This window comes from Lysinibacillus sp. FSL M8-0355 (assembly GCF_038008985.1).
GTDB lineage: Bacteria > Bacillota > Bacilli > Bacillales_A > Planococcaceae > Lysinibacillus > Lysinibacillus fusiformis_D.
This window is the reverse complement of record NZ_JBBPAI010000001.1, coordinates 873,601-893,421: the sequence shown is the minus strand read 5'-3', so window position 1 is coordinate 893,421 and position 19,821 is coordinate 873,601. Positions and strand designations below refer to the sequence as shown.

18 protein-coding genes are annotated in these 19,821 nt (G+C 35.7%); 5 read left to right on the top strand and 13 right to left on the bottom strand.

Annotated features, from left to right (window positions below):
* Positions 1–9: 9 nt before the first annotated feature.
* The 5 genes from MKY46_RS04165 to MKY46_RS04145 all read right to left on the bottom strand — a co-directional run bounded on the left by MKY46_RS04165 (position 10) and on the right by MKY46_RS04145 (position 7,129).
* Positions 10–2,166 carry an RNA degradosome polyphosphate kinase gene (locus MKY46_RS04165; RefSeq protein ID WP_036125738.1) on the bottom strand — a complete coding sequence of 719 codons (2,157 nt, stop codon included), beginning with the start codon at positions 2,164–2,166 and terminating at the stop codon, positions 10–12.
* Positions 2,163–3,710 carry a Ppx/GppA family phosphatase gene (locus MKY46_RS04160; protein WP_036125740.1) on the bottom strand — a complete coding sequence of 516 codons (1,548 nt, stop codon included), beginning with the start codon at positions 3,708–3,710 and terminating at the stop codon, positions 2,163–2,165. Before MKY46_RS04160 ends, MKY46_RS04165 begins: the two co-directional genes overlap by 4 nt.
* Before the next feature lie 153 nt (positions 3,711–3,863).
* Positions 3,864–4,766 (bottom strand): chemotaxis protein, encoded by a 903-nt coding sequence (locus MKY46_RS04155; RefSeq protein ID WP_036125743.1) that lies wholly within the window; start codon positions 4,764–4,766, stop codon positions 3,864–3,866.
* Positions 4,767–4,831: 65 nt separating this feature from the next.
* On the bottom strand, positions 4,832–6,154 hold the full coding sequence (locus tag MKY46_RS04150) for an MFS transporter (RefSeq protein WP_036125745.1): 1,323 nt from the start codon (positions 6,152–6,154) through the stop codon (positions 4,832–4,834).
* Positions 6,155–6,808: 654 nt separating this feature from the next.
* Positions 6,809–7,129 carry a winged helix-turn-helix transcriptional regulator gene (locus MKY46_RS04145; protein ID WP_036125834.1) on the bottom strand — a complete coding sequence of 107 codons (321 nt, stop codon included), beginning with the start codon at positions 7,127–7,129 and terminating at the stop codon, positions 6,809–6,811.
* Positions 7,130–7,284: 155 nt separating this feature from the next.
* On the opposite strand from MKY46_RS04145, the gene MKY46_RS04140 reads away from it, so the two are divergent.
* On the top strand, positions 7,285–7,677 hold the full coding sequence (locus MKY46_RS04140; RefSeq protein WP_036125836.1) for a DoxX family protein: 393 nt from the start codon (positions 7,285–7,287) through the stop codon (positions 7,675–7,677).
* A 60-nt stretch (positions 7,678–7,737) separates the two neighbouring features.
* Here the strand turns inward: MKY46_RS04140 and MKY46_RS04135 are convergent, their stop codons facing one another.
* From MKY46_RS04135 to MKY46_RS04125, 3 genes are all read right to left on the bottom strand, one after another.
* Positions 7,738–8,604 carry an NAD(P)-dependent oxidoreductase gene (locus MKY46_RS04135; protein WP_036125838.1) on the bottom strand — a complete coding sequence of 289 codons (867 nt, stop codon included), beginning with the start codon at positions 8,602–8,604 and terminating at the stop codon, positions 7,738–7,740.
* A gap of 300 nt (positions 8,605–8,904) precedes the next feature.
* On the bottom strand, positions 8,905–9,081 hold the full coding sequence (locus MKY46_RS04130) for an aspartyl-phosphate phosphatase Spo0E family protein (protein WP_080717115.1): 177 nt from the start codon (positions 9,079–9,081) through the stop codon (positions 8,905–8,907).
* A 94-nt stretch (positions 9,082–9,175) separates the two neighbouring features.
* Positions 9,176–9,364, bottom strand: coding sequence for a hypothetical protein (locus tag MKY46_RS04125; RefSeq protein ID WP_036125841.1), 189 nt, complete (start codon positions 9,362–9,364; stop codon positions 9,176–9,178).
* Positions 9,365–9,487: 123 nt separating this feature from the next.
* Here MKY46_RS04125 and MKY46_RS04120 point away from each other — a divergent pair, with 123 nt between their 5' ends.
* The 3 genes from MKY46_RS04120 to MKY46_RS04110 all read left to right on the top strand — a co-directional run bounded on the left by MKY46_RS04120 (position 9,488) and on the right by MKY46_RS04110 (position 11,124).
* Entirely contained in the window at positions 9,488–9,676 is a 189-nt protein-coding gene (locus tag MKY46_RS04120; RefSeq protein WP_004224583.1) for a YkvS family protein, read from the top strand.
* Between the two features lie 79 nt (positions 9,677–9,755).
* Entirely contained in the window at positions 9,756–10,373 is a 618-nt protein-coding gene (locus tag MKY46_RS04115) for a CPBP family intramembrane glutamic endopeptidase (RefSeq protein ID WP_036125844.1), read from the top strand.
* A gap of 61 nt (positions 10,374–10,434) precedes the next feature.
* Positions 10,435–11,124: a hypothetical protein gene (locus MKY46_RS04110; protein WP_340833798.1), complete on the top strand. Its 690-nt coding sequence runs from the start codon at positions 10,435–10,437 to the stop codon at positions 11,122–11,124.
* A gap of 85 nt (positions 11,125–11,209) precedes the next feature.
* On the opposite strand, the gene MKY46_RS04105 is transcribed toward MKY46_RS04110, so the two are convergent.
* Together MKY46_RS04105 and MKY46_RS04100 are read right to left on the bottom strand one after the other, a co-directional pair.
* Positions 11,210–11,656: a MarR family winged helix-turn-helix transcriptional regulator gene (locus MKY46_RS04105; RefSeq protein ID WP_036125858.1), complete on the bottom strand. Its 447-nt coding sequence runs from the start codon at positions 11,654–11,656 to the stop codon at positions 11,210–11,212.
* Between the two features lie 120 nt (positions 11,657–11,776).
* On the bottom strand, positions 11,777–13,144 hold the full coding sequence (locus MKY46_RS04100; RefSeq protein ID WP_244504793.1) for an ATP-binding protein: 1,368 nt from the start codon (positions 13,142–13,144) through the stop codon (positions 11,777–11,779).
* 310 nt (positions 13,145–13,454) lie between these two features.
* Between MKY46_RS04100 and MKY46_RS04095 the strand changes: the two genes are divergently transcribed.
* Positions 13,455–15,194, top strand: coding sequence for a B12-binding domain-containing radical SAM protein (locus tag MKY46_RS04095; protein WP_036125863.1), 1,740 nt, complete (start codon positions 13,455–13,457; stop codon positions 15,192–15,194).
* Between the two features lie 982 nt (positions 15,195–16,176).
* Here MKY46_RS04095 and MKY46_RS04090 read toward each other — a convergent pair.
* The 3 genes from MKY46_RS04090 to MKY46_RS04080 form a co-directional block, all read right to left on the bottom strand.
* On the bottom strand, positions 16,177–17,532 hold the full coding sequence (locus tag MKY46_RS04090; protein ID WP_036125865.1) for a TrkH family potassium uptake protein: 1,356 nt from the start codon (positions 17,530–17,532) through the stop codon (positions 16,177–16,179).
* A 108-nt stretch (positions 17,533–17,640) separates the two neighbouring features.
* Positions 17,641–18,402, bottom strand: coding sequence for a TerC family protein (locus MKY46_RS04085; protein ID WP_036125867.1), 762 nt, complete (start codon positions 18,400–18,402; stop codon positions 17,641–17,643).
* 319 nt (positions 18,403–18,721) lie between these two features.
* Positions 18,722–19,807: an SDR family oxidoreductase gene (locus tag MKY46_RS04080; RefSeq protein WP_036125870.1), complete on the bottom strand. Its 1,086-nt coding sequence runs from the start codon at positions 19,805–19,807 to the stop codon at positions 18,722–18,724.
* Positions 19,808–19,821 lie beyond the last annotated feature (14 nt).

The following is a 19,821-nucleotide window of genomic DNA, read 5'->3' as shown; positions in this document are numbered from 1 at the left end:
GTGTTTGCTCTATTCTTCGTCTAGCGTAGGCTTTAATGCATCCTTTAAGAAAACTTCCTGGCTATTTAACGGATCTTCGCTACGATCAAACTCTTTGTAATGGTATTTACCATTCGAGTCTTGAATACGTGCTTTCGCAGTATCCATTAATTGTGCATTCATTATGTCAATAATACGAGTTTTTGCTTCACTTGCATATACAGGGAACAATATTTCTACACGTTTAATCATATTGCGTGTCATCATATCTGCTGACGATAAATAGACTTTATTTTCTCCATTATGATGGAACCAATAGATACGAGAATGTTCTAGGAAACGGCCAACAATACTTGTCACTGTAATGTTTTCACTTATACCAGGAATACCTGGTCTAATACAGCAAATACCACGTATAATGAGTTCCACTTTTACACCTGCAATGGATGCTTCATAAAGCTTCATCATTAAGTCTTTGTCTGTCAGTGAGTTCATTTTTGCCCTAATAAAACCATTACCATGTTTTTTATGACAAGCAATTTCTTCATCCATTAAACGAATAAATTCATCTCGAATATCAAATGGTGCCACGACTAAATGATTAAAGGTAGGCTTTTCTGTATAGCCGCTTAAGTAGTTAAAGAAGTTTGTCGCATCAATGCCAAACTCTTTATCTGTAGTTATTATGCCCATATCCGTATAAATTTTTGCAGTAGCATCATTATAATTTCCTGTCCCAAGATGGACAAAACGCTCAATTTTACCGTTACGACGACTAACAACTAGTGTTATTTTAGAGTGCGTTTTTAAATTATTCATGCCATAAATCACAAGACAGCCTGCTTGTTCTAATTGTTTTGCCCAGTGTACATTGTTTTCTTCATCGAAACGAGCCTTTAGTTCAACTAGCACTGTTACTTGTTTGCCATTTTCAGCTGCAAGTTTTAATGCTTGTATAATCGGTGAATTGCCACTTACTCGATATAATGTTTGCTTGATTGCTAATATATTTGGGTTAACCGCTGCCTCTGCAATAAAATCAACAATTGGAGCAAACGATTCATATGGATGATGGAAAAATATATCTTGTTGTAGAGCTTTTTCAAAAATATTTTCATCTGATTGTAAATCTAAAGGTGGCTGTGGAATAAAGCTTTCATATTCTAGATGCTCGCGACCAACAGAAATACCTTTAACAAAAGAGAACATAAAGGTTAAATCCAAAGGCCCATCAATATGGAACACATCTGTTTCTTCAATTTCAAATTCATCTAATAAATATTGAAGTACTTCCTCATTCATTTCTCCAACTCGAACTTCTAAACGGCTCCCTACGCCCCATTTTCGTTTTTTTAGTTCCTTTTCAATTTCAACTAGCAGATCGCGAGCCCCCTCTTCATGGATCGTTAAATCTGCATTTCTTGTTAGACGGAAAGCTTGTGCTGATTTTACACTATAGCCATAAAATAGCTTTTCAATATGCGCTACAATCACGTCCTCCAATAAAACAACAATTGTTTTCCCTTCTTCGGATGGTACTTTTATATAACGGTCTAGGACAGAAGGGACTTGTACGATGGCTACTTTTTCCCGACTTTCAACTTCTGTCTCATCCTGCTCTAACAGTACGAGTAAATTCAATGTCTTACCAAATAATGTTGGGAAAGGACGATACGCGTCTACTGCTACAGGGGTTAAAACTGGGAAGATTGTTTCCGCAAACATCTCATTGATAAATGCTTTTTGTGCTCTGTTTAAATCTTTCATATCTGCAATATGTACATTATGCTGTGGAAGCAAATCATAGATTAAATGACGATAAACTTCTGTCTGTCGACGAACTAATGCTTGTGTACGCTCTGCAATTTTCGCCAACTGCTCCTTTGGTGTTAATCCAGATTTATTTTCAGGTTTATGAAAGCCAGCTCGAACTTGATCTTGTAGCCCTGCAACACGCACCATAAAAAATTCATCTAAATTTGAGCTAAATATAGCTAAAAATTTCAAACGCTCTAGCAGAGGATTATTGATATCCTCCGCTTCCTCTAATACTCGTTCATTAAAGGCAAGCCAGCTCAATTCCCGATTATTATAGTACTGAGGCTTGGCAATCTCCTCTAATAACCGACTATGTTTTTCTGAAAAGTCTTCCTCATGTAGCTCGTTTTTCGTTACTTCAGTTGTCATCCATTGTTCCACCCTTCTTCAATAAAATTGATCCTCATTGGGATTTTTAATGCTCGTTCTAAATGTTTTCTATGGCGATTGGCTTGATACTTTTCAGCAGCTGCATTCTTTTTCACATAAATATCCAGTTGTACATGATCCTCTTCTGTGCGCATCTCAATGGCATGAACAACATTGCGCTTTGACACATTTAACGCATAGACAAATTTTAATAACGCTCCAAAATCTCGTAATTTGCGATATTCCTCACGATCCATCCATGTTGCAAACGGAGCGGCAAATCGTTCAAAATAATCTTTATTTTTATAGGATGCAAGAAGTGCTAGTTTTACTCGTTCTAAATGATTTAAACCATCAATGGATTGATTTGCGATTAAATAAAAAGTATGTTGGCTGGAAGAGCTTAATTCAATATACTCTCCAATATTAAAAACCTTGGCCGCTTTCGACAATAAATGCAAATCTTCTGGATGATATTGCAAATAACCTAAATGACAGCATTCACGATACAATTGGTCTGCTAAATTCATTAAATAATCAACTTCCATTTCAGTTCGACCATACTGACGTGCTAATCTTCTTGCATTCCCTTCAAATACATTGTATTTATCAAAGGCCTGTGCATCTGTTTGCAAAATCCGTTGAAAAATGAGTCCCTCACGTAAACCTCTCTTTGTCAGTTGGAATGTCCCACTACCAACCGCCTCCATTAACACTCTAAATACCTCTAATGCAGGTACAATAATATCTGCGCGATCCGATGAAAGCCCATCTAATTGTTTCAATTCCTGAAAGCTTAGTTGACCTAAAAATGAGCTTAAATCATCCAAATCTGCCTTAGACATTTCGTAGCCATGCACACTTGCAATTGGATAGTCATGCTTTTGCTGATGAATTTGTACAATATTCCGCGCACTACCACCAATTGCGATAATAGGTAATGCGACATTTTGTATCCAAGGGAGTGTTTGAAATTGCTCTTTAATAAAGGCAATGAGTTCCACTTTTTCACTACTATTCATAATGTCGCCTTTTACAAATCGTTGCTTTAAAGAAACTGTCCCAAATGGAAAACTATGTGATTGCTGAATTTCTTTATTTTCAAAGAGCGTAATTTCGGTACTTCCACCACCAATATCAATTGTTACGGCCGATTTTGTACCCATGGAATAGGCAACTGCAACATAGCCAAAATAGGCTTCTTCTTCTTCTGATAAAAGCTCAATTTGGATACCAGTTCGTTTTTTCATTTCCTCAATAATTTGATCTCGATTAGTGGCTTGTCGGATAGCAGCAGTTGCAGCTGCTTTGACATCAGTTATTTCAAAATCCTCTAGCATCGCTTTGAATGTGAATAAAGTTTCTGATAACACTTGAATACCTTCTTCAGACATTTCTCCTGAAGGCAATATATATGTACGCAAACGTGCTACCGTTTTAATATTTCCTAGCTCACGAAGCCCCTCTTCATTATCATACTGATATAATACTAATCGAATGGTATTGGAGCCGATATCAATAATGGCTGTTTTTAGTTCATTCAAATCATCACATCCTCCAAGCCTATTTTGTTCATAAAATGTGGACCTATACAAAAAAGTCGGCACCCTTTTAAGGCATCCGACTTTTCTTTCATTTATTTTTACTTTTAGGATACCCATTATTAAAATTGTGAAGTATCTTGTAAGTCATTACCATTACAGAATAAGTTGGTCAACACGTAAAATGAGCTCTGCAATTTCTGGCTTACTAATTTGATCTTCTGCTCCTACTTGATCCCCTTTATGGCGAAGATCGTCTGTAATGAGACTTGAGAAAATGATGACAGGAAGCTTTTGAAGATCAGGGTGCTCTTTGATTTTTCGTGTCAAATGATGACCATCCATTTGTGGCATCTCAATATCAGTTACCACTAATTGAATATGTTCTGCGATATCGCTACCACTATTCGCAATTCCTTCTAAGTATTCATAAGCATCGCGACCATTTTCAAAGAATTCTACATTGTCATAACCAGCTTCGCTCATTGTATCGAATAATAATTTGCGTAATAATGGTGAATCTTCTGCAATTAAAATACGCTTTCCAGAACGTTCACGTTTACCAAGCTTTTTAACAGATTCCACACTAATTCCTGATTCAGGATTGATATCCACCATAATTCTTTCGAAATCTAGCAATAGAATCATTTGTTCATTTTGTTTAATTACGCCAATTACTTGTGATGTCCCACCTTGATACATATCAGATGGCTTTTCAATTTGATTCCATGAAATACGATGAATTTGTGTCACATTATCTACATGGAAAACAACACGTTGCTTATTGAATTCAGCCACAATATATTTTTGTTGAGGATTACGCTCCGCACCTTGAATTCCTAATACTCGCAGCATATCTACAACCGGTAATACTTCACCTCGTAATTGAATAATTCCTTCTACATGCGGGTGCGCGTGTGGGATAAATGTTACTGGTATCGGTTGAATAATTTCTTTCACTTTAATGACATTGATGCCGAATTTATTGTTTGCTACTTCAAATTCAACGATTTCTAGCTCATTTGTGCCACTTTCTAATAATATTCCTTTATGTTCCAATGCAATCCCGCTCCTTTCTCTACATCTATTTATAATTCAATTGTATCATAGGCAATACATTTCTCCTACTTGCTATTTCCATTTTTATCATTAACTTTTAGATGTACCAATAGGCCGATTACTGTCATCACTATTAATGTTGATAACGCGACACGACTAGCAAGGGTGCCATAATCCTTCATCCATAATGTCACTGTTCCATATACGGCTGGACCGATAATCGATGATACTTTACCTGAAAAGGCAAATAAGCCGAAAAACTGCCCGCGTTTCTCATATGGTGATAATTCAATAATATAGGTCCTAGATGTCACCCACATGGATCCAAGAGATATCCCAAATAGACTACCTGCTAGCCAGAACATCCATTGTGCTGAGGCAAAAACAGCGAACACTAAAGCGATAATCATAATGAGCGCAACTATCGTAATGGCACGTTTAGCTCCTATGGATTTCGTTATATAGCCAAATGCAAGAGAACCAATGATTGTTGATACCGTAGAGACCAAATAAAGAACGATAAACTGACCAGAACTAAATCCAACAATTGCCGTAGCATAAACAGCCATCATGGCGATCGTCGTAGCAATGGCATCATTTAAAAAGAAATAAGCAATCATGAACGTAAAAATGGCCTTATATTGCTTCACATCCTTAAAAGTTTGAATGATTTCTTTATAGCCGTCTAAAAACTTTATGGACTTGCGCTGCGCTTTTGGAATAGGTGTATCTTTATTAATTAAAAATAATGGCAATGAAAATAATAAATACAAGATAGCTGTTGGAATAAACGCTCGGTGAAAATCGCTGTTACCGACATATAAATATACAAGTAATCCGAAAAGTGTGCCCAAATAACCAATTGCAACTCCATACCCTGAGATTAATGGCATCTCTTCTTTTGTTCCTAAATCACCCATCATAGAGTCGTAGAATACTAGACTTGAATTAAAGAAAAATTTTGCAATGACAAAGCTTGCAACTACTAAAAATAAACTAAGAGGGACACCTGAGTAGTTGGTTGTCGATTGTACATTTGCAAAGATCCCCATCATAAATGTAAAAAGAATGGAAATAGATGCAAACCATACGATAAACCTCTTTTTGTAGCCAGTGTTATCAATCCAAACTCCAAAAAGCGGTGAAAAGATAACGAGCAACAAGCTTGCAATCGCATTGGCGTAGGATATAAAGGTGCTTGCTACTTGTTGCATGACTTCATTCGTACCCAGCACTTCATCCATGTAAAACGGGAAAAAAATTGTATTTATATTTGAAGAAAAAATTGTATTCGCAAAATCATAAAATGCCCATGAAAGTATTGGCAATGATAAATAAATGGCTAATTGACTTCGATGCTGTACATCGATTGCTGTACCTTTCTTCATATAAAACCTCCCCTCTATTTTCTATAATAATCAATTAACCTCTCTCTGTAATAAAAAATATCTTTTTTTAAAGAAAATTAATATTATTTACAATATAACAGCAATTTCATTGAAAAATAACTGCCAAATGATCGATAAATGAACACTCATTTTCCTTCGTTTTCCGTGTAAACCAAAAAAAGATCTTTTGACAAGGTGAGGGGAGGTGATTTCCGTTCCGCCAGCGTCCTTTCCAGGGGGCGTCCGATGAGCCGCTGCGCTCACTGCGTTCGCTCCAGTGTCTTTTCCTGAACAAAATAGCCCTTTATTTATATTATTAGAGAGAGGATAGGCTCTTATTTACAATGTGGAGAAGTGATGAGTGACAACACCCCACCATAAAGAGTAGTGAATACCCTTCACTTTATTGGAAAACCTTTGCTAACAAGAAACATTTTTATGGATTGGAGTGGAAGGCTACTTGACTCCCGTAGGATAGCGAGACAGGCGAGCCTCTAAACGGAGCGGTAGCAGAGGAAGCGGCTCGGCGCTCGCCCACAGGAAAACAAGTAGCCTGCAACGGAAATCCATTTTCACCTTTCACAAATTCTATTGATTGTTTGTTTTTCAACACGATAAAAAGGTATTCAAGCCCCTCACTTGAATACCTTTTTATCATTTTTCATTTAGTGTCACCCAGTCAGAAGACCATTGTTCAATTGCTTTTAGCACTGGCGCAATAGCATAGCCCTTTTCCGTAAGCTCATACTCAATGACAACTGGTGTAGAAGGAATTACTGTACGTAACACGATTTGCTCTGTCTCTAACTCCTTTAATCGTTCTGTTAAAACACGACTGCTAATATTCAACTGATTTTTAATGGTTGAATAACGTTGTGGACCATCGAGCAACTGATAAATTAGCAAAGTATTCCATCGATGATTTAATATCATGAGTGCTTTTTCAAATCGTGGACAAATATTTTTTTGATCCAATCTACTAGCCTCCATTGTTGTTAGTTCCTATTTAACAGTATAGCACTTTTTCTAAAAAACCAATTCTAAAAATACATTAAGTTACTTGACAAAAGTTATTTTTAAAAATAAACTAGGTTACGAAATGTAAGTTAAAGAAAAGGAGTTATTTTATTATGCAAATGATTGGTTCAACTATTTTACGTGTCGTTCTTGGCATTATTTTTGCCGTACATGGTTTTCAAAAGTTTCAAGGTGGAATCAGCTACACAGCTGACTTCTTTGATAGTCTAGGTATACCAGGATTTATGGCGTATATCGTTGCGATTATTGAATTAGTAGGCGGAATTGCCATTATTTTAGGTTTAGCCACTAGAATCTTTGGCGCTTTACTAACGATTACAATGATCGTTGCTATCTTTACAGCAAAACTAAGCATTGGCTTTATCGGAGCTGATGGATTGGCTGGTTATGAATTAGATTTAGCTTTAGGCGCTATAGCCCTTTATTTTGCTTTAGCAGGAGCATCTAACTTCTCTTTAGATTCTCAACTTTTTGGTAAAGAGTAGTACTAAAAAACCTGAAGTCTCCCAAGAAATAAAGGGACTTCAGGTTTCCTATTCACGCCACTATTTATAATACTTTAGAAGAACTTGTGTACCATTATCACCATAGCCCTCTTCAATCAATTTCTCATACATGTCATATGCTAATGAAAGCCCTGGTAAAGAGATGCCCATTTTTTTGGATTCATCTAAAGCAATTTTCATATCTTTGACAAAATGCTTAACATAAAAGCCTGGGGCAAAATCCTCTTGTATCATGCGTGGAGCTAAATTGCTTAAAGACCATGAGCCAGCTGCCCCTGATGCGATCGATTGTAATACCGTCGGTAAATCTAATCCTGCCTTTAAACCATATGCTAGTGATTCGCACACTCCAATCATACCTGAAGCAATGACAATTTGATTGCACATCTTTGCATGTTGCCCAGCACCCGCTTCACCTTGATAAACAATATTTCCCCCAAAATGCTTCATAATTGGCAATACCTTATCATAGGTAGCTTGATCGCCGCCAATCATAATGGACAATGTACCATTTTGTGCTCCTATATCACCACCTGAAACAGGAGCATCTAAAGCCTCTACACCCATTGATAGGGCATGCTCATAAATTTTCTTTGCCAAGGAAGGCTCTGAAGTCGTCATATCAACGACAATGTTACCTTGCTCTGCTGTTTGGAAAAGACCATTTTGCCCAAAATATACTTCCTCAACATCTGAAGGATATCCAACCATTGTGAAGGCAATGTCACGATTTTTAAATGCTGCTGCTGGCGAACTTGCCCAAGACGCTCCCAATGCTACAAGAGGTTCTGCTTTTTCCTTTGTCCGCGTAAACACAGATACTTCATGCCCATTTTTTATTAAATGTTTAATGATGCTAGCACCCATCACACCAGTGCCAATAAATGCTATACGTTTCTTCGTCATATGTACATGCTCCTTTATTTTAGAATGTCTGCACTCTCTGTGAGAATCCAAACTCTGTATCTTTTCAGTTTAGGTGAAGGAAACATATAATTCAAACTCTTCCCATAACTTGTACTAAACTTTTTATGTATGACATATATACCGAATAAGCGAAAAAAAAGAGAGCAAGTGATTGGGGGATCACTGCTCTAAAGGGGGAAATGAGAATGTTGCTGTGTTCATAGTAAGTTATTCCCCATTGACATGCATTTTAAACATATATGTTAAAATGTTTTTACTCTGAATACTGGAACAATCTTTTTAGTTTTCTTGGTCTTTTTCTTCCTCAAATGCCATCTGTCTATAATAAGTGTTCATTAACTGATCTAATCTGCGACTCAGTTGAATGGTTTTTGCATTTTGTAACCCGTTTTCTACACCTGAGCGAATCATCATCTCACGAGTTTGTTCCATTTGTTTCAAGAGTAGATTGACCATTCATACAACCCTCCACACACAAATAATCATACCATTATTATACATTTATATTTTATTTCTTACAGCATTAACTTACGACAATGTTCGACAAATTTTAACTTCTCGGAAGTTCAGTATAAGTATATATAATCCGTCCATTTTGTTTGGCCTCACCCCTATAATGTTTAAATAAAGGATGCTTTACAAGTATTTCGCGAAATTCATAAAAATCTTCCTTTTGAATTTCAATACTTTCTATTTCCCCGTTTTGTAATTGTTTAAGCATATTTTCGTATTTTTCCATTTATTTTATACCTCTCTTTTCATCTTTTGTGTAATAAATTATGAATTATTTAAAAAAAGCTTTACGTTTCCCAAATTTTCATGCAAACTGTATATTATTAGTCGATGAAGGAGCTGACTGTCTGTGAAAATAGCTGAAGTTGGAAATATTATCGAGTTTAAAAATGGTCTACAAGGTATTGTCGAAAAGGTAAATGAAAATTCGGTGATTGTTAATTTAACATATATGGAGAATTTTGATTCCCTTGAGATTGAAGAGAAAACGGTCGTCAATCATAAACGTTATAAAATTTTATATACTAATGAAGCTTAATAGTCCGAATAGTCCCTATTTGTCTTTATAGATGATAAGGGGCTATTTTTTTGATAAAATTAAAGTATGGAGGTCGAATATGCTAACAAATTCGAAACAAACACTACTATTTCTCCTTTCTTTATTATTCGTTTATGGCATGCTTGCTTTTACCTTTGCTAACCAAGCAGTATTTTGGTACATGTATGCATTTACTTTATTAGTATGTATTGCCATCGCCATCTTAGCTGGCTCCATTGAAGATAAATTACCTACATGGCAATTTTTACTCTTTGGTATTGGATACGGTACCATCACATATGGTATCATTCGCTTTGGTTACTGGCTCGCTCCATATATTAATAATAATTTAGTACAATCCGTTCAAAAGTTTTTAACAAACTATGGACCACAAAATATTTGGCACTATGTTTTACTCGTATTCATCGTTGCCATAGGTGAAGAACTATTTTGGCGTGGTTATATCCAACAGCAGTTAAAACGCTTTATGCGTCCATCGTTGGCCGTTATAGTAACTGCCATACTGTGTGCGATATCAATTGCTCTAAGTGGTTTTATACTTGGTGTTATAGCTGTACTTTTGGCAAGTATTATTTGGGGCTTCATCTATGAGTGGAAAAAAAGTATGCCACTTGTTATTGTAGCTCATGTCGTTTTTGTACTATTATTATTTTTAGTGTTGCCTTTAACATCATAACATTTAATTTTGGAAACATTTTATCTTTACAAACGTTTAATTTAGAAAAGGAGGGTTTTTTATGCAAAAAAAATTATTTTCAATTCTTGCATTAGTACTAACAGCCGTATTAGTTGTAGGTTGTAATACCTCTGATAAAACAGGGGATTCAGATGCTCAACAAAATGAGCCATCCAATACTGGTGTTGATCAAAAACCATCTGGAGATGAAACTGCAGGCGAATCACAAGAAGATGAGGAAACTCCTGCATCAGATGATACAAATACAGAGGATACTTCTAAACAGCCACAACAAGATGTGAAATACGTACAAAAAGGCGAAAATAAAACGGAAACAGCCACTCAGTCTGAAAGTGTCAATCAAACCTACAAGCTACAACAGCTTCCAGGATTTACAATGACACAGGAAGAACCAGGTAAAGATATGTTAGTATCTAATGATGATGACGAAGTGTTTATGCGTATTGAAACAATTGAAGCATCACAATCAAGCTTTGATGAAGTGAAAACAACTATGCAAGATTATATGAATGCTGTAGGCGAAACAGTAGCTTTAACTACTGAAGAATTAGCAGCATTTAAAAATGTTCAACATATCGAGGGTTATGTCGTAGACTTTGACACAGAGAAAGTTATTGGGGTTGTTTTTGAAAAAGATGGTCTCATTACAAAATTAACAATTCACGATAACGATAAACAAGATTTAACAGATGCTATGCTTAATATGGCAGCCACTATCTCTAAAAAATAGTAAGACAATAAGGACGATAGACATTGTCTATCGTCCTTTTATTTCCATTATAAAAAAGTTGTCTCAAATCAATGAGACAACTTTTTTAATAAGATAAATCCTTAATAGAAAGGCCTATTTTCTTTAATAACGTAATTGCTTGTTCCTTTTCTTGCGGTGATAGCACACTCATTAATTCATGCAAATGCTGCTCGTGTTTTGGGAATAGCTCTGCCATAAAGGCTTCACCTTCTCCAGTGATTTCTGCATATGTCACACGACGATCTGAAGGACAAGAAACACGTAATAAATAGCCTCTCTTTTCAAGCTTATCAATGACATACGTAATAGACCCACTAGCGAGCAAAATTTTATTGCCTATTTGCTGTAAAGGTTGTCTCCCTTTATGGTAAAGAAGCTCTAGAACAGCAAATTCAGTTGGGTTTAAACCATTATCCTGAAATAATTGATGTGTTGTCTCATTGATCGCTTTCAATGCACGCGATAGTACAATATATAATTTTAAAGATTGTTTTAGATCTTCTGACTTCATATTCTTTTCCTCTCACTTCGCTCTTTATATGACATTATAGCGATATTAGAAAAGCATTGTCAAAAGCATTATATGATTTAGAAGGTTTTATTGTGAATTATCTCACCATTTTTACTCTATTTACGTTACTAAATAAGCAGAATCTTTTGAGGATACTTCCAATGTATCAAGTTGATTAAATGTGTAAATTGGGAACTGCAGATGGAAGCATGTCCCCTTCTGTAGTTCACTATTAACGCCTATTACCCCATCATGTTCTTCAATCACCTTTTTCACGAAAGCAAGGCCCAGTCCTGTCCCTGTTGATTTTGTCGTGTAAAAAGGCTGGAATAGGTTTTGAAGTGTCGTGCTGTCCATGCCAACCCCTTCATCTTTAATCATAAGCTCGACAATCGCACAGTCATTTGTCGCCATTTCAACTGTAATCGTGCCACCATTATTCATGGATTCCATTGCATTTTTAATTAGGTTCATTAACACCTGCTTTAAGCGATTCTCGTTGCCACCGATATAAATTTGGTTAGAAGGAGAAATGTACTGAATCATAATATTTTTCATGAGTGCATCTGGTAGCATAAACTCAATGACTTGCTTTACAATATGATCCAGTTCTAATAATTCAACTTTCATCGTCGTTGGCTTAGACAACACTAAAAGCTCGGATAAAATTTGTTCCATCCGTTGAAGCTCACTGTCAATAACAGAGAGATACATGCGTGATTCATCATCAGCATTTAACTTTAATAATTCAGTAAATCCCTTTAAAGAAGTTAATGGGTTACGAATTTCATGCGCAATACTTGCAGCCATCTGTCCCACAACATTTAATGCTTGCTGATGCTCGACTTTATGCTGAAGTTGTTTTTTCTCTGTTTCATCATTGATAACCGTGACAATAATATTATTGTATTCATCGAAAATACTGGAAATTTCATAATAGCAAGTTCTGCTTACTTGTGTTTCATCGACTACATGAATACTTGCATGCTTGTCACCCATCAGCTTAGACAGGTATGATGTAATTTGTCCCTTTTTCAATGTAAATGAATCGAATATATGTTGATGTGCTTTATGGAGCAACTGCGAATTTTCAACTTTCAGAAACATTTCCGCATACTTATTAAGCCCAAGAATAATACCGCTAGCATCGCTTACAATAACAGCATAAGGTAAATAATCGTATGCATTAAAAGATTGTGATCTTTCATGCGCCTGACTCATGTATAATTTATGAGCAACATCATCATTTAGTGTAGAAATTTGCGCAACAATTTCTTCTGTATTAGGATCATAAAAACATTTAAAAGACAGCATTTCATAGTCGTTTCCAGTTGTACGAATATTAAAAATTTCTTCTGAACGTAAATCATTTTGTAATTGTTTGACGAATTTAGTCCATTTAAAATTAGATGGCTCGTCCATAGCTAAATAGCCAATATACGTTAAATTAAGATTAAAACGTTTAATAGCAGCCTCATTAACGTTCAAAATTTTCCCTGCTTTATTGAGTATAAGTGTTGGTGACGAAGTACTTTTCATAAGATTTCCAAAACATTGATTAATATCATTTTGCTTCAACTTTCTCACCGAACCTTTCAAAAGAGTAAAAAACCTCTAAATCGAATTTTGAGCCTTTACTATACTTTATGACAGCACGATTCTATTATTACAAAATTTAGTAAATTTAAGTATTTTAAATTATTTCACGAACCGTTCACAAAATAAATAGGTAAAAAGAATTATATTGTATGTCAGATACTTGACTGATACAATAAGATGTTGAAAGGAAGATTATTGCATGAATACTATTTTAACTACTTTAAATGCAAAGTATATTCACACAAATTTAGCATTGCGCTATCTTAAAGGCGCCGCTTTACCAGAATTTAATCCAATTATAGCAGAGTACACTATTAAGGATCCTGCTTTTAATATTGTATCAGATTTATTCCAAAAAAAACCTGATATTGTTGGATTTAGTTGCTACATCTGGAATATAGAAGAAACCATTCACGTTATAAAAATGTTAAAGACTGTCTGTCCAAATGTTAAAATTTTGCTAGGAGGTCCTGAGGTTTCTTACGATTCTCATCATTGGTTACGTCAAATACCCGAGGTAGATTTTATTGTCATGGGCGAAGGAGAAACTTCTTTCAAACAATTATTACGCTATTTCCACGGTGAAATTTTGTTAGAGGATGTTCCAGGCATTTGTTATTTAGAGGATGGAAAAGTCAAAATTCACGCTATGCCACCTAAAATTGATTTGCGTGAATTACCAAGTCCATTCCGCTTTGAGGAGGATCTTCCCCATTTAGGTAAACGCATTCAGTATATCGAAACAAGTAGAGGCTGCCCATTTAGTTGCCAATTTTGTTTATCTTCTATTGAAGTAGGTGTACGATACTTTAACCGTGAAAAAATAAAAGAAGATATTCGTTTTTTAATGGATAACGGAGCTCGGACAATTAAATTCGTGGATCGTACCTTCAATATTAGCCGTAGCTATGCAATGGAAATGTTCCAGTTTTTAATTGATGAACATAAACCTGGTGTTGTATTCCAATTTGAGATTACTGCAGATATTATGCGCCCTGAGGTGATTCAATTCTTAAATGACAATGCACCAAAAGGTTTGTTCCGTTTCGAAATTGGCGTACAATCTACAAACGATTTAACCAATACACTCGTGAAACGTCGTCAAAACTTTGAAAAGCTAAAACGAACAGTAACAATGGTGAAGGATGGCGGAAAAATAGATCAACATTTAGATTTAATTGCTGGTCTACCAGAGGAAGATTACGCAAGCTTCCGTCAAACGTTTAATGACGTTTTTGCGATGAGACCAGAAGAGTTACAGCTAGGATTTTTAAAGCTTTTACGTGGTACAGGCCTTCGATTAGAAGCGGAAAAGTTTGGTTATACCTATGTGGATGTCTCTCCTTACGAAATCTTTTCAAATAATGTGCTAACCTTTGATGATATCGTACGCATTAAACATGCAGAGGATGTTCTTGAGAAGTATTGGAATGACCATCGGATGGATCATACGATTGAATACTTAGTTACTGAGGTCTTTGACACACCATTTGATTTTTTCCAAAACTTTGGGACGTATTGGGAAACAAAAGGTTGGTCTCGTATTGGCCATCAGTTGGAAGATTTATTCCGCCGTTTATTAATGTTTTTAGAAACTGTGGAGGGCGTGAATTTAAATATTATCCAGAGTCTCATGCAGCTTGATTATCTAATGGCACAGCAGTTCCAACCACGTAAGCTGTGGTGGAATGAACGCCCAACAGAAGAGCAACAAAAAGCCCTTTATCAAGCATTACGCGAAGATCCTACTATCGCTGGCGAGGAATTTGCTAGCTTTAAGCTATCTGAGAAAGAGTTGTTTAAGCATACACTGATTATCCCTCATGGCCTTGACTATCACAATTTCCTAAATGGCAAAATTGTACAAAAAAATGGCTATCTGTTAACCTATTTCCGTCACGGTCAGCAACCATATTTTGCATCTATCCACTCTAGTTAATAATAAAAGCTAGTCCTGTGCTAACAGTCAGGACTAGTTTTTTTCTTTCTTAAACAATTCTTAAATCCTTTTCACAAAAATAACATGACTGTATATGTACTTTCTTCGACTAACTAAATGAGTTAGTCAAGTATTCATAGCCTCCCTCCAAAAGTTTAGGGCAAATGCCTTAAAGACAAGCTAGTTCTATTTTGTAAATAATACCCACAAAAATTTTAAAAATGCGGGAAAAACAATTTTAAATTTTTTGAAAATTGTATGACAATTTCGTATTTTTCACCTTTTTTAATGAAAAATACACAGGAATGTTCTTTATTAAGTATCATTTTCTTCTAAAACATTCCCCATTATTACGCATTTATTCGTGTAGCTTTTTTATGTGTTTTTTTATTGTATTTGAACTACCTATATTAAGGCAATTACTTTTTAATTCCTTAAAATTAACTTTTGATAGGGGACGCGAACAAAGGGTATTCCCTTATGTATATACACCTGTAATGACAACTTTCGACAAATTACTTCTTTTTTATCTATATATAATAGAAGAAAGTCATTTACTATACTTATAATATTTACCAGTAAATTCGTTTTATTCATAAAATAATCTTTTACTTTAAACTATTATAATATACCAATATTTAGAAACTAGATATTAGTATTGATTGGTCAAAATAGGGTAATTATTTTTTTAGAATCATATTAATAGTAATGTGTTATGCTCCCTAGTTAGCATGAGTATTTCAAGATGCATACACACTCTCAGTTATGAAGTAAGAAGCTGATGTAGATATGTTAGTACCATTCTTGCTCACAAAAATAGAGAGATAACTGCAAATAGCTATTTACATGTAACCACTGAACATGAAAGAAGTCCCCTCAAAAAATTCAGTGATTATCTAGAAAATTGAACTTTCGGGGGCAAAAAAGGGCAATCTAATGATTGTCCCTTACAAAGCCCTTATATACCATCGTTTCGTTATAATTACCCAATGATTACGCGTTCCTTTGGATAATGGAAGCTTGATTTTTTCCCTCTACCCCCACCACCAAGTGTGTAAAGGAAGGAAATTAACCCTACTCGACCGATAAACATTAAAATAATGATAATGATTTTACCAATGACAGATAAGTCCTCGGTGATTCCTAACGACATACCACAAGTACCGAACGCTGAAGTGATTTCAAAAATGATCTGAATCAGTGATGCTTGTGGCTCTGTGATGAGTAAGATAAGTGTAGCAATTAACACCATAAAAAATGCTAATAAAATAACGACGAATGAGCGAAAGACATCTATTAAATGAATTTCTCGCCCAAATACTTGAATATCTTCTCTTCCCCTAGCAAAAGTAATTAAGAATAAAATAGCTAAGGCAAAAGTAGTTGTGCGAATCCCTCCACCAACTGAGCTTGGCGAAGAACCGATGAACATAAGGAAACTCATAAATATATCTGTTGCTTCACTAAATGTCGTAACATCGTATGTTGTCAATCCAGCCGATCTTGTTGATACTGAATGGAACATCGCCGAAAATAGCGCCTCGTGCCAGGACATTTCCTTGAAGGAATGGAAAGATTCAAGAAGTAAAATGACAAGTGCACCTACAACAAATAAAATAGCGTATGTGGATGTAGTAATTTTAGTAAATAAACTAAAACGAAAATTCTCACGTCGATTGAGCAAGAACGTTTTTAATTCGATTAATACTGGGAAGCCGATAGCACCTAACACGATCAGTACCATTGTAACCATTTGTACAAAGTAATCATCATGAAATGGCAGTAAGCTCATTCCAGTTATATCGAAACCACCATTTGTTGTAGCAGAAATGGAAGCAAATATCCCATGCAAAAAGGCTTCTTCTAATGTATCAAAATAATTGGTGAAATGTAGCGTTAAAATAATCGTACCCGCAACTTCAATGCCAAATAAAATCTTTATGATTTCACGAATTAGTTTCACAACACCGGACAAATTATACTGGTTATGGTCAATCATAATTAATTGACGCTCACGCATCCCAATTTTTTTCCCTACTAGCAGCCACACAAAGGTACCAAGTGACATAATACCAATGGCCCCTAACTGTAAAATAACAAGAATCATCACAAGCCCAAAGGTTGTATAGGTTTCCGAAATAGTAATCGTTGTTAAGCCCGTGACACTAACTGCACTTACTGCTGTAAACAAGCTGTCTAAAAAGGAAATTCTTACGCCCTCTTGATGAACGCCTGGAAGTCGTAATAACAGGAAGGAAATCGCTATAGCTATAAAGTAATAAGAAACAAGTACCTGAAATGGTGTGACAAGTCTATTTGATGATTTTTTCCAAGGCACTTTAACAACTCCTCCCACATATGATGCCCAACTAGATAGATAATAGTATAGAAAAGATACATAAAAAAAGAAAGAGAAATAGTAACAACTATCCCTCCCATTTAGATACTAATTATTTTTTTTATGACGAACTCCCACTAGGTAGCCCACAAATGCAATGCCTAGTAAGACTATCCAGAATGTTAATTCCCATGCAGTTGAATGGGGAAACTCTACAGGTAATATCCCTACTTTTTCATGAGCTAATGTTAAGACAACGAGCTTCACACCGACCCAACCAACGATAAGAAATGCTGCCGTTTCAAGTGAAGGATAATCGTTCAATACTTTAACAAACCATTGTGCTGCAAAACGCATCATAATGACACCGATAAATCCACCAAGAAGCATGACAATAAATTGTCCTCCATTGATGCCACCAATATCAAAATTTCCTAAGTGAGGCAAAGTTACAGCGATCGCAACGGCTGCCAACATCGAATCAATAGCAAATGCAATATCTGCTGCTTCAACCTTAAGAACCGTTAACCAGAATCCAGAACCCTTTTTCTCTGCTCTTTCAGCTGTTTCCTCTTCATCATCTTTATGTTTACGCAAATCATATATATTTTTCGCAGACATAAACAATAGGTAGGCCGCACCGACTGCTTGGATTTGCCAATAGTTTACCAATACTGTAATAACAAATAAGGCGGAAAATCTGAAAATCAGTGCTCCAAATAGTCCATAAAATAACGCCTTTTTTTGCTGTTCTTGTGGTAAATGCTTGACCATCACAGCCATCACTACCGCATTATCAGCTGCAAGTAATCCTTCTAATACAACAAGGACAATTAACACCCAGCCGTATTGTAATATAATTGCTTCCATTCTAGTGCCTCCTCTAAGCTCTATCCCTAAAACGACCATTTTATCTAAAGTACAAAAGAAAAAAGCCTCTGCCCTAATTCAGGCAAAGGTCTCGCTAAGTAAATTCGTACCTACTTCTTTTATGGTACATCAATCTACACGTCATTACGTATAGAGCCATTCACTATCACACCCGATGGTCATAACCATGTCTTGACGAATGTGAAACCAGGACATATCATTCCTGTTAGCTACTCCCCTTTGACAAATTGTCGAAGGTATCTTCTTTCCATCATTATAGCACTATCATTTACAACTGACAAAAATATCTATATTGTTTTTACTTAATCTGAATTTGATAGCTCTTCTCTTCCTTATGTGCTAAATAAAAGGCAATCATTTTTGGCATAGTCTGTATAAAATCAGGGCATGTAATACCACCTTTTTGTAAAATTTGCTGTGCTTCAGCTGTGTCAAATGTGGCATTCCATGTTAAATAATCTAGCGTTTCTTGTTCAACTCCAAGTTTTTTTCGAATAAAAGGAACTTGTAACGATAGCTTTGCTAATATAAATGGGAAACGTCCCTTTGGATAGACATTCGTTATTAATTTCACCATAGTACGGTATACTTCCTGTACAGGGTGAGGATTGGGATCTGTTAAATGAAGTGTCTTGCCTTCTGCACCTTGTTCATTCACTACAAAAACTGAGGCATTTAAAATATAATCAACGGGCACGACATTAATCGTTGATGTCGATCGGCCGATGTATGGAATAAAGGGTAAACCCTTTATTCGTTCTACTAAATTTAAAAAGAAGTAAGGTCCATCAAATTTAATGGTTTCACCTGTCATTGAATGCCCTCGCACTATCCCAGGTCTAATAATCGTAAGTGGTATTTCTGATTTTAAATCTTCAACTCGAAGCTCGGCCTCATATTTTGTTTCCTCATAGTAGTTTTTAAATGCTGGAGGCCGAATGAGTTCATTTTCACGCAGTATCCCTTCACGTGTGCCTGCCACATAGGCTGTACTAAAATACATATAGCGTTTTAAATTCGGTAAGGTGCGCACAAAATCATTGACCATTGTTGTACCATGGACATTCACTTTCCATGCAAGATCACGTGGTACCGCTAAATCATAAATAGCGGCTAAATGCCAAAGCACTTCTATTTGCGGTACAATTCCACTGATTATTTGATCATCTAAACCCAGATTTGGCAGCGTAATATCGCCTTCTACAATATGAATTGAACAGTCAGGAAAAGCTTCTATTATTTTGCTTTTCTCCTGCTCTGCCTTAATGGTTTCACCTGCCAACACAATCGCAATCACTTGTTGTGTCTGTCTCTTTTGGAATAATGTCCGAATGAGTTGACTTGAAATGAAACCAGGAAATCCAGTAAAAAAATGAACGTTCATCTCCTATTCCCCCT